Consider the following 16343-nt stretch of genomic DNA (forward strand, 5'->3'; position numbering starts at 1 on the left):
TCACCCTGAGCAACTTCCGCCACGACCGGTCATCGCGATAGTCTCGCCATTTCTGATCCTGCCTGCGGCATCTGCGACAGCTGCGTCTCCCGCCTCGAAGGCAGCTGCGGTGGCTTCATCGCCGCTGCTCCCAAACTCCGCGATGGTTGAGTCATATGCCGTGTGCCATGCTTCTTCTATCGCGGCGGCCTCTTGGGTAGTGCAGATGCCCGGAATCCCGAATCCCGTGGAAATGCAGACTTCACCCTGATCTGTAGCGATACAATCAACCTCCGAAGACACTGGCATGCAAGCGGAAGCCATATTGGAGACCTTGAACCTCGAAATCGCCGCTTTGTAGTCGGCCCAACAGGCATTTTCCCCTGATTCTCCAGCTTCGCCGGCACATCGACAACTGCTGACGGCCAACTTCTGGAGCTGCTTCTCATTAACCATTGAGGCAGGAGTATTGGGATCGAACCCATCAAGGGGATACTCTGTATCGATTGCGTTCGGTAACGCCGACTTAGAAGTATGGAAGTGGCCGATAGTCCATGTGCCTGTTACCAGTGCTACTGCGGCCGTTACCATCATGAGCAACTGTGTCCGGCTCATTTCTTCACCTCACACTTATACACCAACCGCTCGTTCGGCTGCTCGGGCAGCTTGCTCGTAACTGCGTTTTGCAGGTCGCCCAGCTTGGCGGCGGCGTCTTCGGTCTTGCAGGTCGGGGTCGAATAGGCCTCGCGCGCCTTGCGCGCCTCGGCCATGGCGCTGGCGGTGAGGAGGTAGCGGTCGGTGCGGTAGGTGCGGGTTTCGGGATCGTAGCGCGCGACCGAGACGGCGGCTTCGTCGTTCGGCACGAACACCCGGCTCCATTCGCCCGACTTGAAACCGTACTGCGTGCGCCCGTTGACGCAGCCTCCGGCGGTCCAGTCGAACTCGACGGTCGGTGCAGGATCGCCGGTGATGCGGCTGCGCTCCGGAACCAGGGTGCACGCGAGTTTCGCATCCGACGAAGTAGCGCTTGACGGTTCGGACCCGTTTGCATCTGCGTCCTCTTCGGTCATGGTCTCGGCCACGCGGCGGTCGATCTCGTCGAGACCGGGACGGGTGAACCACAGCGCCAGCGCGGCGACCAGGGCCACGCCAGCGACGCCTGCGGCAATGCGGGCGTGCCGTTCCCGGCCCGGTGAATTCCGCAACTGGCTGAACGCGAAGCCGGACCCCGCTGCAACGAGTAGCAGCACCAGCGCCATGGCCATGCGGTTCTCGCGCTCTGCCTGTACGGCCATGCCGGCCTCCAGCTCGGCCCGGGCGCGTTTTTCCCGCTGGCTTTCGCTCCGGGCGGCAAGGTCGGCGCGGGCCTGCTCCTGCTCCGCGCGCAAGCGGGCCTGCTCTTCAGCATCGAGTTCCGCCAGCGAACGGCAGGGCCCGTTGCTCACCCGCGCCGCCACCCCGTTGTCGCGCAGGAATGGGACGAGTTCGCGGTTGGAAACGGCGAAATAGAATTCCGCGTCGGCCCCGTCGCTTTCGGCCCCGAAGCTGTTGACTCCCAGCACCCGCCCGCACTGGTCGAGCAGCGGCCCACCGGAATTGCCACGCGCGATCGGCGCGGTGTGAAGGATGGAATCGAATTGTCGGCTCGGCCGCTGGCCGCTGACGAAGCCGCGGCTGTTGACCGTCGGTTGCGGCCTGAAGATATCGCCGATCTCCAGCCCCTGCGCCCGATCGACGTTCATCGGATAGCCGACGGAGACGACTTCGGCCCCTTCGCTTTCGCGTGTGCCTGCCAGGGTCAGCGGCGGCAGGCGCAGGCTGCCCGTGATCTCCAGCAGCGCGAGGTCGCGTGCTGCATCGACCATGACGATCCGGGCATAGCTCGCATCATCGCCGTCGCTCGGCACGATGCCTATACGCAGTTCCTCGTCCATTGCCGCGTCGCGCACGACATGGGCGTTGGTAACGATTCTCGTCGGGCTGACAGCGAATCCGGTCCCGTGGCTGAGCGGGAAGACTTCCCCGCCTTCACTGCCGATGATGACCACGCGGACGACTCCGCGGGCGGCCGCCTGGATGTCGGCAGGATCGGCCGAAAGGGGTGCCGGCGTGCCCAGCGACAGGCCAAGGAGAACGGCGAACAGGGCTAGGAGGCGCAACATCCCGCGGTGTTTGGCGGGCAAAGGCTTTGACCGCAAGCTTCGGGACGCATCGGGCTGTCCCCCCGTGCATATCGCGCGCTCACCGACTAGGAAGGAACCGATGACCATGGACGATACAGCCTGCTGGGATGCCGTGATGCGCCGCGACCGAAGGTTCGACGGGCGCTTTGTCACCGGCGTGCTGACGACCGGCATCTATTGCCGCCCTAGCTGCGCCGCGCGCCATCCGCACAGGGACAATGTCAGATTTTTCACGAACGGTGCCGAGGCGCGCGCGGCGGGCCTGCGCGCCTGCAAGCGCTGCCTGCCCGACGAGGTAGGGCGCGACGAGGCGGCGGTGCTGGCGGCGATCGACGAGATCAAGTCCAGCGGCGGCGCGCCGACGCTCGACGAACTGGCCCAGCTGACCGGCTATTCGCCCACTCACTTCCAGCGCGTCTTCACCCGCGCCACCGGCCTTTCGCCCGCCGCCTATGCCCGCGCCTTGCGCGAGGAACGGGCGAGGGAGGCGCTGGTCGGTGCGGACAAGGTCACCGATGCGATCTACGATGCCGGATACGAGGCGCCGAGCCGCTTCTACGATGCGATGCAGGGGAAACTGGGCATGAGCGCCAGCGACTGGAAGAACGGCGGCGCGGGCCGCACCATCCACTACGCGATCGTCGAGACCACCATCGCCCCGATGCTGGTCGCCGCGACCGAAAAGGGCGTGTGTTGCCTCAGCTTCAACGCCAAGGGAAGGGGGGGCGAGGAGGACCTGCGCGCCCGTTTCCCCAAGGCCAAGCTGGTCCAGGGCGGCGCGGCGTTCAGCGAACTGTTCGAGCGCGTCGTCGCAGCGGTCGAGCAACCCGGGACGGGCGCCGACATCCCGCTCGACGTCAAGGGAACCGCCTTCCAGCAACGCTGCTGGCAGGCTTTGCGCGAAATTCCGCCGGGCGAAACCCGCAGCTATGGCGAACAGGCCGCCGCGATCGGCAATCCCAAGGCCAGCCGCGCGGTCGGCAGCGCCAATGGCGCGAACCATGTCGCGGTGCTGATCCCGTGCCACCGCGTCATCGCGGCCGACGGCACGCTGGGCGGATACGCCTACGGCCTCGAAATCAAATCCGAACTTCTGAAGAGAGAAGCGAAGTGAGCAAGTACGATACCTTTGCCGCGCTGCACGTGCCGGGCGACCCGCTGATCATCTTCAATATCTGGGATGCAGGCAGTGCCAATACTGTAGCGGCCGCGGGCGCGAAGGCGATCGCCACCGGCAGCTACGGCGTGGCCGAGGCGCATGGCTACAAGGACGGCGAGACCTTTCCCTTCGATCTAGCACTGGCCAATTGCCGCCAGGTCGTGGGCGTGACCGAGCTGCCGGTGAGCGTGGACATGGAGGCAGGCTATGGCGACACGCCCGAAGAAGTCGCCCGCTCGGCCGCTGCCGTGGCCGAGGCGGGGGCGGTCGGCGTTAACCTCGAAGACCGCGCCCCGGGTCAGACCGTGCTGCTGCCGATCGCCGAAGCCGCCGCGCGGGTCGCCGCCGTCGCCAGTGCCGGCCTGTGGGTCAACGCCCGCACCGACGTCTATCTCGGCAAAAAGCTGGAAGACTACACCCCCGCGCTGGTGGACGACGTCATCGCCCGCGCCGAGGCCTTTGCAGAAGCGGGCGCGAACAGCCTGTTCGTCCCCTTCCTCGGCGACCATCCGACCATCGCCGCCATCTGCGAACGCTCGCCCCTGCCGGTCAACGTCCTGTGGGCACCGGGACGCGGGACCAGGGCCGAACTCGCAGCGCTCGGCGTGGCCCGGATCAGTTACGGCCACGGACCGTGGGCTGCCGCCATGGCATGGCTGTCCGAACAGGCGAAGGCGGTCTTTGCAGGCGATATCGCGCCCTATGGCAGGGACCGGCCGGCCTAGAACTTGTCGGGTCGCAGCACCTCGGCCGAGGAACGCAGCACGACCAGCCCGTGGCTTTCCAGCAAGGGCTCCAGCATCTCGAGGAACCGGTCGGCCTTCTCCCGGTTCGCCACGGCGAGGAAGATATACTTCGCCGTGGCGCCGCTGATCAGATCTTCCGACCAGGCGCCATGGGCCCCGCGCCCGCTTTCGGTGCGGATCAGCGTGTGCCCGGATATGCCGGCATCGGCTGCCAGGCGCGCAAGGCGCGGGGTCAACGGGGCGTCGACGAGAACCTCGATACGATCGCGCGGGGTAGTATGCATCACGACAAAGCTCCGAAAGTCTCGGCCATCCACCGGAACAGCGGGATGCCCAGCACGATATTGAACGGGAAGGTCACGCCAAGCGACATGGCCAGATAGAGCCCGGCATCGGCCTGCGGCAAGGACAGGCGCATGGCGGCAGGAACCGCGATGTAGGACGCGCTGGCGGCAAGGACGCCGAGCGCAGCGGCAGACGCCATGTCGAGACCGATCGCGGTGCCCAGCATGACACCCACCGTCCCGTTGACGATCGGGAAGGCGATCGCCAGCGCGGCCAGCCGCAGGGTCAGCGCCCGGGTCTGCAGGATACGCCGCATCGCGATCAGCCCCATATCCAGCAGGAAAAGGCACAGCACCCCGGTGAAACCGGCCTTGAAGAGCGGGGAAATGGGTTCGTAGCCGTCCTTTCCGATCAGGATGCCGATGATGAAACTGCCGATCAGCAGGACGACCGAGCCGTTGAAGAACACCTCGCGCAGCAGGCCCGGCGAAAACTCCATACCGCCCTGCCGCCGGGCGATGAACAGGCCGGAGAGGATCGCCGGCGTCTCCATCATCGCCAGCACGGCCACCATGAAGCCGGCAATGGCGAAACCGTCGTTGCCGTAGACCTGGCTGGCGGTGACGAAGGTCACGACGCTGACGGAGCCATAATGCGCCGCGACGGCCCCCGCATTGGTACGGTCGAGCTTGCCGAAGCCGGTGAGCACCGGCGCGACGACGAAGGGGATGAGGGCGCTCAGCAGCACGCCGACGCCCATCGCCTTGAGCAGGTCGGATCCGATGCCCGCCGTGGCGACCTCGACGCCGCCTTTGAGGCCGATGGCGGCCATGAGGTAGAGCGACATGCCCTTGGCGATGGTTTCCGGTACCGCCAAGTCCGATCTGGCAGCAGCTGCGAGAGCGCCGAGCACGAAGAAGAGCACCGGTGCCGATAGCAGTGTTGCAGAAAGCTGATCCAAGATAAGATCCCCTGCCGCAGGCCCGCCCCGCGTTCCTTCAACGCGCGTCGACGCAGCCCTTCATTGGTCGCGGGCCAATGCCGACGCGCATCCTGATAATCAAATAACATGGATTGCGAAAAATATATAAGCAAGTCTAATGACACGATGGTCACGCTGCGTCAGTTCGAAATCTTTGCCCGGATCGCGGAGACGGGGAACATGAGCGATGCGGCGACGCAGCTGGGGCTGACGCAGCCGGCGCTGAGCCAGCAGTTGCGCTTACTGGAGGACCGCCTGGGGATGCGTCTGTTCGAACGGGTGCCGAGGGGGCTCCAGCTCACTCCGTCAGGCCGCCAACTGCTGCAACCCGCGCGCCAAATCCTCGGCGCGGTGCGCGACTTCGGGGAAGCTGCCGACCGGCTGGCGGCCCGGCCGGCGGCAACGATCCGCTTCGGTGTCACTCCGACCATCGGGCCCTATCTGATGCCGCAGGTGATCCGCGAACTCCATCGCAGGTATCCAGACCTCAGGCTCTACATCCGCGAAGGCATCCCGGCGGAGCAGCAAGCCGAGCTGGCGGCAGGCGAACTCGACATGGTCCTGTCGCCATTGCCCATCGCACCGCGCGGCCTACAGGTCGAACCCCTGTTCCGCGAACGGCTGCGCATCGTCGCTCCGCCGGACGATGCGCTGGCCTCGGCGGGACGGCTGCCGGCAGGCGCGTTCGCCGGGCGCACCTTCCTGACGCTCGACCATCGGCATCATTACCACCGCCAGATCGAAGCCGTCTGCGCCAGGCTCGGTGCCAGCATCCTGGCCGACTATAGGGGGACCAGTCTCGAGGCCCTGCGGCAGATGGCGGCATCGGGCGTGGGACTTGCGCTCCTGCCCGAGCTCTACATTGCCTCGGATGCCAGCGGGCTCGATGGTGTCGTCCTGACAGAGCCGGAGGGGTGGGACGAGTATCGCAGCGTAGGTGCGGCCTGGCGCGCATCGGCGGCCTTCGCCCATCTCTATGCGGAAGTCGCCGAAACCATCGGCCAGCAGGCCCGGCTCCGTCTCGGGCTCTCGTTAACTTCTGGCCCCTAAGGGAGCCGCGAAACGGGACAGGCCCGGCATCCGCCGGTCCGCGCCATTGACACGGCAGGCACAATGTCGTCCCCGTCGGCAAACGCTTGCAACAGGCGAAAGAGAACGTCGCATGACCACGCTGACCCAATCGACTCCGCAACCGCTTTGGCGCCGGGTCGTCGATTTCCCGCTCGTCACGATGGCGATTGCCGGTGCCCTGATCCTGGGGACCAGCGCCGCACTCGGCTTCGTGGTCGCGCGCCTGCTCGACAAGTTTGCCATGGGCGAAAGTACCGCAGGCGTCATCATCGGGGTGGTGCTGCACACGCTGGTTTTGTTCGGCCTCTACAAGATCGTCATCCGCAACCTCGGTGCGCGCAAGCATGACGATCTTGCCATCGAGCACGCGTTCCGCGACCTCGGTCTTGGCACTGCGGGTGCCTTCGGGATCATGACGCTGATCGTGGGACTCGCTGCGATCCTCGGGGTGTACTGGATCGTAGGCCGGGGCGGGATGCAGAGCTGGGTCTGGCTGCTGTTCATTGCCGGGATCAACGCGGCTTTTTTCGAGGAACTGCTGTTCCGCGGCGTATTGTTCCGCTGGACGGAAGAGTTCGCCGGGAGCTGGGCCGCGCTGCTGGTCAGTTCCGCGCTGTTCGGCCTGCTGCACCTGTGGAACGCCAATGCCACCTGGTTCAGCAGCTTCGCCATTGCGATGGAAGCGGGGATCCTGCTGGGCGGGGCCTATATGCTGACCCGTTCTCTGTGGGCACCCATCGGGCTTCACTTCGGCTGGAACGTGACGCAGGGGCTGGTCTGGGACGTGCCGGTTTCGGGCTACGATGTGGACGGTATGGTCACCGCGCAGCTGGGCGGCAACCCGATACTGTCGGGCGCGCCCTTCGGGCTGGAAGCCTCGCTCATCGCGCTTATCGTGGCGACCACTTTCGGACTCTGGCTGGTCAAGCTGGCGATGGACCGGGGCCAGATCATGCGCCCGTGGTGGTCGCGGGAGGATTGAGCTAGCGCGCCCAGCCTTCGCGGGCGGGCTCGAGCGAGGCGAGGAAGACATCGGCGCTGTCCAGGTACTCTCGCTGTTTCGCCTCGCCCATCCGGTCCCATGTGGCGTAGATGCGCGCGATGCGCGGGTTCTGCTCCAGCCGGTCGCGGTGGCGGGCCATGAAGTGCCAGTAGAGCGGGTTGAAGGGGCAGGCGCCTTCGCCGGTCTTCTTGGCTGGCGAGTAGGAACAGCCTGAGCAATAATTGCTCATCTTGTTGATGTAATTGCCCGAGGCGGCATAGGGCTTCGAGGCCAGCACGCCGCCGTCGGCATAGAGCACCATGGCGCTGACATTGGGCAGCTCGACCCATTCGTAGGCGTCGGCATAGACGGCCAGGTACCAGTCCTGCACCGCCTTCGGCTCGATCCCGGCGATCAAGGCGAAGTTGCCCAGCACCATCAACCGCTGGATGTGATGGGCATGGGCGTTGGAGCGGGTCGAGCGGACGCAGTCGGCGAGGCAGCGCATATCGGTCTCGCCGGTCCAGTAGAATTCGGGCAGCGGCCGCGTTGCCTCGAGTTCGTTCGCTTCGGCGAGGCCCGGCATCCTGTACCAGTAGAAGCCGCGGACATATTCGCGCCAGCCGATGATCTGGCGGATGAATCCCTCGACCGCATTGAGCGGCGCGCGCCCCTCGCGGTACTCCTCTTCCGCCCGGCGGCATAGTTCGACCGGATCGAGCAGCCCGAGGTTGATGCTGGTCGAGAGCATGGAATGGAACAGGTCGTTCTCGCCATGCACCATGGCGTCCTGGTAGTCGCCGAACTTCGCCAGCCGTTCGGCAAGGAAGGCATCGGCAGCTTGCTCAGCCTCATTGCGGGTGACGGGCCACCGGAAGGGCTCGAGATCGCCGAAGTGCTCGCCGAACCGATCCGCCACCAGCTCGAGCACTTCGCGGGTGATCGCGTCCGGCTCGAACAGCGGGCGCTGCGGGGCGGAGAGGCCCTCCCTGGGCGGCTTGCGGTTCTCGCTGTCGTAGTTCCACTGGCCGCCTTCCGGCTCGCCCCCGTCCATCAGCAGGCCGGTCTTGCGGCGCATTTCGCGGTAGAAGAATTCCATCCGCAATGTCTTGCGCCCCTCGGCCCAGTCGGCGAATCCGGCCTTGGAGCACAGGAAGCGGTCGTCCGGCAGGATCGTGACGGGGCAGGGGAACTTGTCGGCCCATTCATCCATCGCCTGCTGCACCCGCCATTCGCCCGCCTCGACGACGCGCACCTCGCGCGGGCCATGGCGTTCGATGGCGCGGGCGACTTCGCCTGTGAAGCTGCCCGCGTTGTCCTCGTCGGTCAGCCTGACGTAGTCGACAGTCCAGCCGGCATCTTCGAGTTCGGCCGCGAAATGCCGCATGGCGGAGAAGATCAGGGCGATCTTCTGCTGGTGGTGTTTGACGTAGGTCGCCTCGTCCCACACCTCCATCATGAGGATGACGGTATCGTCCTTTGCCCGCCCCCGCAGCGAGGCGAGCGTGCGGGTAAGCTGGTCGCCGAGGATGGGAACGAGGATCGGACTGTCGGTAGGCATACCAAGCCCAATGCGCGAGCCTGCAAAGCGTTGCCAAGCTGCCCCTTGGGGCAGGGCGCGCTAGAACCCCTAGTCGAGCTTGGGCGGCATCCCCGGCTCGGCCTTGGCCATCGCCGCCTGGTAGGCTGGACGCTCTCCGATGCGCTTGAGATAGGCCTGCAGGTTGGGCATGCCGTCAATCCCCATGCCGCTCATCGCGCGGCTGGTGGTGAGCTGGAAGCCCATCATGATGTCTGCCGTTGTCAGTTGCGAGCCGCCGAAATAGTCGGCCTCGCCCAGCCGCTTTTCGACAATGGCCCAGCCCTTGGCGTTGCGGTCGGCGACGAAGGGCGGGATCTGCCCGCCTTCCACCATGCGGCCGGCGACCAGCGCCATCATGCCGTTGGTCATGAAGGTCGCATTGGCCCAGTGATAATAGAACAGGTGGTCGGCGAAATCGGGGTGGTCCTTCGTCGGCACGAGCCCGCGGTCCCCGTATTGCGCGATGATCCAGTCCATGATCGCGCCGCTTTCGCCCAGCACGAAGTCGCCGTCGGTGATGACCGGCGCGATGCCCATCGGATGCAGCGCCTTGTATTCGTCGGGCGCGAGGTTGTTGTCGGTCCGCCGGGTGTAGAGCCTGACCTCGTAATCGATCCCCAGCTCCTCGCACAGCCACACGATGCGTTCGGATTGCGACAGGCGCAGGTGGTGGACGGTGAGCATCGGGCAGGTTCCTCTCAGACGAAGCTATAGGGATCGATATCGACCGATACGCGCACTCCGCGCGGCAAGTCCAGCGGCGCGAGCCAGTCGCGGATCGCGTCCTGCACGCGGGCCGAGCGGCGGGCGTTGATCAGCAGGCGGTAGCGATAGCGGCCGCGCAGCAACGCCATCGGGGCCGGGGCGGGGCCGAGGATGGCGATGTCCTCGATCCTTGGGCGTGTATCGCCGATCCGGCGGGCAGCATCGCGCGCTTCGGCCTCGTCCTCGCTCGACACGATGATCGCGGCCCAGCGGCCGAAGGGCGGGGCGCCGGCATGGCGGCGGGCCTCGGTTTCGGTAGCATAGAAGGCGTCGCGGTCGCCGCTGGCGAGGGCCGCGATCACCGGTGCGTCGGGATGACGCGTCTGGATCAGCACCTCGCCCGGTTTCGATCCGCGACCGGCACGTCCGGCGACCTGCGCCACCTGCTGGTAGGTACGTTCTGCCGCACGCAAATCCCCGCCTTCGAGGCCTAGGTCGGCATCGACCACACCGACCAGCGTCAATTCGGGGAAATGGAATCCCTTGGTCACCAGCTGCGTGCCGACAATCACGTCGATTGCTCCCGTCTCGGCCATGGCGACGAACTCGGCGGCCTTGTCCGGCGTGCCGAGCGTGTCGGACGTCGCCACCGCCACGCGTGCTTCCGGAATGATCTCGGCCACCTCGTCGGCGATCCGTTCGACTCCCGGGCCGCAGGCAACGAGACAATCGGGTTCGCCGCATTCCGGGCAGCGCGGCGGCTGGGGTTCCTCGTGCCCGCAGTGGTGGCAGGCGAGCTTGCGGCTGAAGCGATGTTCGACCAGCCAGGCGCTGCAATTGGCGCACTGGAAACGGTGGCCGCAATTGCGGCACAGCGTCAGCGGGGCGTAGCCCCGCCGGTTGAGGAACAGCAGCGACTGCTCGCCGCGCTCCATCCGGGCAAAGAGTTCGCGGGCGAGGCGCGGGGCCAGCCAGCGACCGCGCTCGGGCTTTTCCTCGGTCAGGTCGATCAGTGAAATGGCGGGCAGTTGCGCTGCGCCGAAGCGGCTCGGCAGGTCGAGTTTGCGATAGACTCCGCTCTCGGCCATTTGCAGGCTTTCGAGCGCTGGGGTGGCGCTGGCCAGCACCACCGGCAGCGCTTCGAAATGGCCGCGCATCACCGCTACGTCGCGGGCGTTGTAGCGCACGCCGTCATCCTGCTTGAAGCTGACTTCGTGCGCCTCGTCGACCACGATCAGCCCGAGGTTCGCGTAGGGCAGGAAAAGCGCCGAACGCGCGCCCACCACCACTTGCGCCTCGCCGGTCGAGATGGCCCGCCATGCCCGCCGCCGCTCGGTCGATTTCTGGCTCGAATGCCAGACGACGGGCGCCGCGCCGAAACGGTCTGCGAACCGGCGCAGGAAAGCCTCGGTCAGCGCGATTTCCGGCAGCAGGACCAGCACCTGACGGTTCATGCTCAGGGCTGCGGCAATGGCCTCGCAATAGACTTCGGTCTTGCCTGATCCGGTGACCCCGTCGAGCAGGATGGGTGAGAATTTGCGCGCCTCCACCGCTGCCACCAATTCGCCGGCCACCGTGTGCTGGTCGGGCGAAAGTTCCGGGGTCGCGAAATCGGGCAGGGCACGGGGGTAGGGCCGGTCGATATCGACAACGACCGGCTCCAGCACTCCTTGGCCGACAAGGCCGCGCAGCACGCCTTCGGACACATCGGCGAGGTCCGCCAACTCGCGGATCGTCGCCTGTTCGCCCTCCAGCCGCTCCATCGCCTTCTCGCGCTGCGGTGTCATGCGTTCGGGCATCCCTCCAGTGAGCCGGTATTCGGTCACGGTCGAGGGGCCGCGCATCGCACCGCCGCTCGCCAGCACCATGCGCGCCACCGCGCCCATCGGCGCGCAATAATAATCCGCCGTCCATTCGATCAGTCGCCGGAGTTCGGCCCGCAACGGCCGAATCGGGACGATGTCGCGCAAGGGACGCAGTTTTTCCTCGGGCACCGATTGGCCCGGAAGGCGTTCCTCCTCCCACACCACGCCGAGGATTTCGCGCGGGCCGAGGGGGGCGATCACAACGCTGCCGGGCACAACCGTCATCCCTTCCGGCACCCGGTAGTCGAGCACCGGCAGGGCGGCGTTGAGTGTGAGGAGGCGCGCGCGGTTCATCTTGCCATCATATGGAGACTGGCAGGTGAGCGCGACAAGCCAAGGAGGCGAAGAAATGACTGAGATTATCACCCGCCGTTCGATGCTGGCCGGGACTGCCGCGACCGCGCTGCTGGCGCTGCCGGCCTGCACCACCATGGGCGGCGGCTTCAGCCTGACCGAAGCCGTCCGGCGCCTGCTGCTGCTGTCGAGCGAGCGGGCATTTGCACGGCTTGCCGCGGACGGCGGCTTCTGGGACGAACAGGTGGCCCGGATCGGGCTGGGCCAGTTGCTGGGCGCGCGCGGGGATGTGCTGTCCAACATCCTCACTTCTGCGCTGTTCAAGGACCGGCTGGAAGGAGTGTTCGCCGATTTCGCCATCGACGCGAGCTACCGGGCGGCCCCCATCGTGACCGACGCGGTGCGGGTCATCGGGTTGCAGAATGCCGTCGACCTTGTCCGTGGCGGGCCGAGCGCTGCGACCGATTATCTGCGGCAGGACATCGGCCTCGCGCTGCTCGACGCCATGGTCCCCGGCCTGACCGATGCCATCCGGCTGGCCGACGATCCGCTGGTCGGGCAGGCAATCAACGCACTGACCGGCGTGGACGTGCGCGGGGTTGCGAGCCGGCTGGGCAACCGGGTCAACGATACGATCTGGAACGAGCTCGGCCGCGAGGAGGCCGCGATCCGCGCCGATCCGCGCAGCACCCGCGATCCGTTGCTGATCGGCGTGTTCGGCGCGGCCTCGCGGTTCTAGCTCAAACGCGACCATTGGCGGGGCTAGCCCCCATGCGCGCGCTTCGGTAGGGAGACCGGGAATCACCCTTGCCGGAGCGCGCCGACCCATGAAATTCTTCGCCGACACCGCCGAAATCGACGCAATCCGGGAACTGGCCGCCACCGGCCTGCTCGACGGCGTCACCACCAACCCCAGCCTGATCGCCAAGTCGGGGCGGGATTTCATGGAAGTGACGAGGGAAATCTGCGGCATCACCGATGGCCCGGTCAGCGCCGAAGTGGTCGCGCTCGATCACGCGACGATGATGAAAGAGGCCGAGGTACTTCGCAAGATCGCCGACAATGTCTGCATCAAGGTGCCGCTGACCATCGACGGGCTCAAGACCTGCAAGGCGCTGACGGGCGATGGCACCATGGTCAATGTGACCCTGTGCTTCAGCGGCAACCAGGCGCTGCTCGCGGCCAAGGCGGGGGCGACCTTCGTTTCGCCTTTCGTCGGGCGACATGACGACAACGGCATGGACGGGATGGACCTCATCCGCGATATCCGGCTGATCTACGACAATTACGATTTCGGCACCGAGATCCTCGTCGCCAGCGTACGCCACACCACTCATGTGCTCGAAAGCGCCCGCATCGGTGCGGACGTCATGACCGCACCGCCCAAGGTGATCATGGACCTCGCCAGGCATGTGCTGACCGACAAGGGTATCGAAGGCTTCCTCAAGGACTGGGCCTCGACCGGGCAGAGTATCCTCTAAAGGCAGGCGGCGTTGAGCGACGAAAGCCCCCTCGACCAGTTCAAGCGCGCCCTGACCGGCACGGCGCGCGCGCTCGCGCATGAGCCCGAGGTCGAAGTGGCTTGGAGCGCCGACAGCCCCAGTGCGCAGGGCAAGAACTTCCGCGTTCCCTTGCCCGGCCGCAATGTCCCGCGCGAACAGGCCGCCGAAGCGCGCGGCTTTGCCGACAGTTTCGCGCTCAAGCTGCGCCATCACAACCAGGCGCTGCACGATCGGGGGGCGCCGTCCGAACCGATTGCCCGCGCCTGTTACGACATGGTCGAACAGGTCCGCTACGAGGCGATTGGTTCGAACAACTATTCCGGTATCTCGGGCAATCTTGATGCGGCGGTGGAACTGCGCACCGCCACCGATCCCATCGCCCGCGCCCAGAACGAGAGCGAGGTCCCGCTCCAGACCGCGCTCGGCCTGATGCTGCGCGAGGCGCTGACCGGCAAGCCGATCCCGCCCCGCGCCAAGGCGGGCGTCGAGATGGTCCGCGAATTCATCGAGGCCCGCACCGGCGACGACTTCGAAGCGCTGGCCGGTTCGCTTGGTGACCAGAAGGCGTTCCAGTCGCTCGCGCTCGACATGCTTCAGCATCTCGAGCTGACCCAGCCGACCGACGCGCCTGACGATGCGGGCGAGAACGGCGAGGACGACCAGCAGGGCGAGGAAGAACAGGACGAGGGCGACGAGGACGAAGCCGCCGGCGACCAGCAGCCGCAGCCCGCCGAAATGGCCGGCGAGCAGCAGGAAGGCGAGGCCGACGGCGAAAGCGAGGTCGAAGCCTCCGACGAAATGGCCGATGGCGAGGCCGGCGACGAGGGCGAGGAAGGCATGATGCCGGTCCGCCCCAACCGTCCGTGGACCGACATTCCCGAAAGCTTCGACTACAAGCCCTTTACTGAGGCTTTCGACGAAGTCGTCGAGGCTCCCGAGCTGTGCGATGCCGAGGAACTCGACCGGCTGCGCGCCTATCTCGACAGCCAGCTGACCGGCCTGCAGGGCGTAGTCACAAGGCTCGCCAACCGGCTCCAGCGCCGCCTGATGGCGCAGCAGAACCGCAGCTGGGATTTCGACCAGGAGGAAGGGCTGCTCGATGCCGCAAGGCTCGCCCGCGTGGTCATCAGCCCGGGCCATTCGCTCAGCTACAAGATCGAGCGCGACACCGAATTCAAGGACACCATCGTCACCCTGCTGATCGACAATTCCGGCAGCATGCGCGGACGCCCGATTAGCATCGCCGCGATCAGCGCCGATATCCTAGCCCGCACTCTCGAACGCTGCGGGGTCAAGACCGAGATCCTCGGCTTCACCACCCGCGCTTGGAAGGGCGGGCAGTCCAGAGAGAAATGGCTCGCCGACGGCAAGCCGGCGCAGCCCGGCCGCCTCAACGATCTGCGCCACATCCTCTACAAGAAGGCCGACGAACCCTGGCGCCGCGCCCGCCGCAACCTCGGCCTGATGATGCGCGAGGGGCTGCTGAAGGAAAACATCGACGGCGAGGCGCTGCTATGGGCGCACAACCGCCTGATCGCCCGACCCGAGGATCGCCGCATCCTGATGGTCATCAGCGACGGCGCCCCGGTCGACGACAGCACACTCAGCGTCAACAGCGCGGGCTACCTCGAAAGCCATTTGCGCAAGGTGATCGACTGGATCGAGAAGCAGAGCCCCGTGCAGCTCGTCGCCATCGGCATCGGGCACGACGTGACCCGATACTACAAGCGCGCGGTGACGATCATGGATGTGGAGCAACTCGGCGGGACGATCATCGAGCAGCTGGCCGATTTGTTCGAGGTGGAGTGATGGGCGAAGAGGTGGTCGAGTACGTCCATCTGCCCGCAGGGAGCGACCTGCCCCACATCACTCGTCAACCTCGCCGCATGATGGTCCTTGTCGGGCAGGATTGCGAAGCCGATTGGCAGGAGAGAGTTAGCGACTGGATTGTCGAATCAGGCTGTCTCTACATGATGGCCTGGGGTCGCGACTGTACGTCGTGGGATGATAGCGTCGATCACGCGATGCACAGGAAGGCTGGATACGCTGACGTTTCAGACGACAATTTCGTGATGACAACCTGGCACGACGGTGAGCCCCTGCATGAGGTGTTCTTCTTCGCTCGCATGTGTGCTTTTCATCCCGAAATTGCCCTTCCCACTCTGACGATTGTCGATATCCGTGCAGAGGCGAGAAAAGCGGCGGTTCTGGCTTTGCATGAAGCGGAAAGCGCTGGCCTGCTCGAGGATGCGTTCGAGAACCCACGCAACCGATCGCTGGTTGACCGGCTGAAGATTCTGATGAGGACCAGATGAACGTCACCGAAGCCGTCCAGACCCGCCGCTCCGTGCGCGCTTTCCTCGACAAACCTGTCGAGCAGGCCACGCTCACCCGCATCCTCGAAACGGCGCAGCGCAGCCCTTCCGGGGGCAACACCCAGCCGTGGCATGGCATCATCCTCACCGGCGCGCCGATGCAGACGCTGTTCGCGCGCATCGCGCAGGACCTGCCCAAGGGGCGCGAGGCCTTCGCGCCTGAATACCACGTCTATCCGCCCGAGCTCGACGGCGCGTATGAGCTGCGCCGCCGCGGGGTGGGCGAGGACATGTATGGCGCGCTCGCAATCGCCAAGGAGGACAAGGGGCAGCGGCTGATGTGGTTCGCCAACAACTTCCGCGCTTTCGGGGCACCGGTACTAATGCTGGTCCACACCCCCCGCTACATGGGCCCGCCGCAGTGGAGCGATATCGGCATGTGGCTCCAGACCATCGGCCTGCTGTGCCGCGAAGAGGGCCTCGACACCTGTTTCCAGGAGGCGTGGGCGGTCTACACCCCGCAGATCCGCGAGATGGTAGATATCCCCGATGACCACATCTTCTTCTGCGGCGTCGCAATCGGCTATCGCGACCCCGATGCGCCGGTGAACAACTTCCCCGTCGCCCGTGCGCCGATTGACGAGAGCGTGCGCTGGGAAGGTTGGGATTGACCTTGCGGGCGGTGCCTAGCAA

Annotated in this window: 16 protein-coding genes; 9 read left to right on the forward strand and 7 right to left on the reverse strand. The window is 65.9% G+C overall.

Annotated elements, in window-relative coordinates; all coding sequences use genetic code 11:
* Both WAB17_RS09525 and WAB17_RS09530 read right to left on the reverse strand, forming a co-directional pair.
* Positions 1-594, reverse strand: a complete 594-nt coding sequence (locus WAB17_RS09525) for a hypothetical protein (RefSeq protein WP_435417123.1) — start codon at positions 592-594, stop codon at positions 1-3.
* Positions 591-2141, reverse strand: coding sequence for a trypsin-like peptidase domain-containing protein (locus WAB17_RS09530; RefSeq protein WP_435417124.1), 1551 nt, complete (start codon positions 2139-2141; stop codon positions 591-593). The genes WAB17_RS09525 and WAB17_RS09530 overlap by 4 nt, the downstream gene beginning before the upstream one ends.
* Positions 2142-2241: 100 nt before the next feature.
* On the opposite strand from WAB17_RS09530, the gene ada reads away from it, so the two are divergent.
* Both ada and WAB17_RS09540 read left to right on the forward strand, forming a co-directional pair.
* Positions 2242-3276 (forward strand): bifunctional DNA-binding transcriptional regulator/O6-methylguanine-DNA methyltransferase Ada, encoded by a 1035-nt coding sequence (gene ada / locus WAB17_RS09535; RefSeq protein ID WP_435417125.1) that lies wholly within the window; start codon positions 2242-2244, stop codon positions 3274-3276.
* The gene (locus WAB17_RS09540) at positions 3273-4046 is read left to right on the forward strand and encodes an isocitrate lyase/PEP mutase family protein (protein WP_435417126.1); all 774 of its coding nucleotides are present in this window, start codon (positions 3273-3275) and stop codon (positions 4044-4046) included. Before ada ends, WAB17_RS09540 begins: the two co-directional genes overlap by 4 nt.
* Here WAB17_RS09540 and WAB17_RS09545 read toward each other — a convergent pair.
* Both WAB17_RS09545 and WAB17_RS09550 read right to left on the reverse strand, forming a co-directional pair.
* Entirely contained in the window at positions 4043-4351 is a 309-nt protein-coding gene (locus tag WAB17_RS09545; RefSeq protein WP_435419366.1) for a P-II family nitrogen regulator, read from the reverse strand. The genes WAB17_RS09540 and WAB17_RS09545 overlap by 4 nt on opposite strands.
* Entirely contained in the window at positions 4351-5313 is a 963-nt protein-coding gene (locus WAB17_RS09550) for a sodium-dependent bicarbonate transport family permease (protein ID WP_435417127.1), read from the reverse strand. The genes WAB17_RS09545 and WAB17_RS09550 overlap by 1 nt, the downstream gene beginning before the upstream one ends.
* A 147-nt stretch (positions 5314-5460) precedes the next feature.
* On the opposite strand from WAB17_RS09550, the gene WAB17_RS09555 reads away from it, so the two are divergent.
* On the forward strand, positions 5461-6384 hold the full coding sequence (locus WAB17_RS09555) for a LysR substrate-binding domain-containing protein (protein WP_435417128.1): 924 nt from the start codon (positions 5461-5463) through the stop codon (positions 6382-6384).
* Between the two features lie 112 nt (positions 6385-6496).
* Complete coding sequence (locus WAB17_RS09560; protein WP_435417129.1) at positions 6497-7387, forward strand: lysostaphin resistance A-like protein; 891 nt, start codon at positions 6497-6499, stop codon at positions 7385-7387.
* A 1-nt stretch (position 7388) separates the two neighbouring features.
* On the opposite strand, the gene WAB17_RS09565 is transcribed toward WAB17_RS09560, so the two are convergent.
* The 3 genes from WAB17_RS09565 to WAB17_RS09575 form a co-directional block, all read right to left on the reverse strand.
* Complete coding sequence (locus WAB17_RS09565; protein WP_435417130.1) at positions 7389-8948, reverse strand: cryptochrome/photolyase family protein; 1560 nt, start codon at positions 8946-8948, stop codon at positions 7389-7391.
* A 69-nt stretch (positions 8949-9017) separates the two neighbouring features.
* On the reverse strand, positions 9018-9653 hold the full coding sequence (locus tag WAB17_RS09570; RefSeq protein WP_435417131.1) for a glutathione S-transferase family protein: 636 nt from the start codon (positions 9651-9653) through the stop codon (positions 9018-9020).
* A gap of 14 nt (positions 9654-9667) precedes the next feature.
* Positions 9668-11833, reverse strand: a complete 2166-nt coding sequence (locus WAB17_RS09575) for a primosomal protein N' (protein ID WP_435417132.1) — start codon at positions 11831-11833, stop codon at positions 9668-9670.
* A 55-nt stretch (positions 11834-11888) separates the two neighbouring features.
* On the opposite strand from WAB17_RS09575, the gene WAB17_RS09580 reads away from it, so the two are divergent.
* The 5 genes from WAB17_RS09580 (at position 11889) to WAB17_RS09600 (ending at position 16321) form a co-directional block, all read left to right on the forward strand.
* The gene (locus WAB17_RS09580; protein WP_435417133.1) at positions 11889-12572 is read left to right on the forward strand and encodes a DUF4197 domain-containing protein; all 684 of its coding nucleotides are present in this window, start codon (positions 11889-11891) and stop codon (positions 12570-12572) included.
* Between the two features lie 88 nt (positions 12573-12660).
* Positions 12661-13314 carry a fructose-6-phosphate aldolase gene (gene fsa / locus WAB17_RS09585; RefSeq protein WP_435417134.1) on the forward strand — a complete coding sequence of 218 codons (654 nt, stop codon included), beginning with the start codon at positions 12661-12663 and terminating at the stop codon, positions 13312-13314.
* Positions 13315-13326: 12 nt separating this feature from the next.
* Positions 13327-15144, forward strand: coding sequence for a cobaltochelatase subunit CobT (gene cobT, locus WAB17_RS09590; RefSeq protein ID WP_435417135.1), 1818 nt, complete (start codon positions 13327-13329; stop codon positions 15142-15144).
* Positions 15144-15650, forward strand: a complete 507-nt coding sequence (locus WAB17_RS09595) for a DUF7684 family protein (RefSeq protein WP_435417136.1) — start codon at positions 15144-15146, stop codon at positions 15648-15650. The genes cobT and WAB17_RS09595 overlap by 1 nt, the downstream gene beginning before the upstream one ends.
* On the forward strand, positions 15647-16321 hold the full coding sequence (locus WAB17_RS09600) for a nitroreductase (RefSeq protein ID WP_435417137.1): 675 nt from the start codon (positions 15647-15649) through the stop codon (positions 16319-16321). Before WAB17_RS09595 ends, WAB17_RS09600 begins: the two co-directional genes overlap by 4 nt.
* Positions 16322-16343 lie beyond the last annotated feature (22 nt).

The sequence above is a fragment of the Parerythrobacter aurantius genome (genome assembly GCF_045291475.1).
GTDB lineage: Bacteria > Pseudomonadota > Alphaproteobacteria > Sphingomonadales > Sphingomonadaceae > Parerythrobacter > Parerythrobacter aurantius.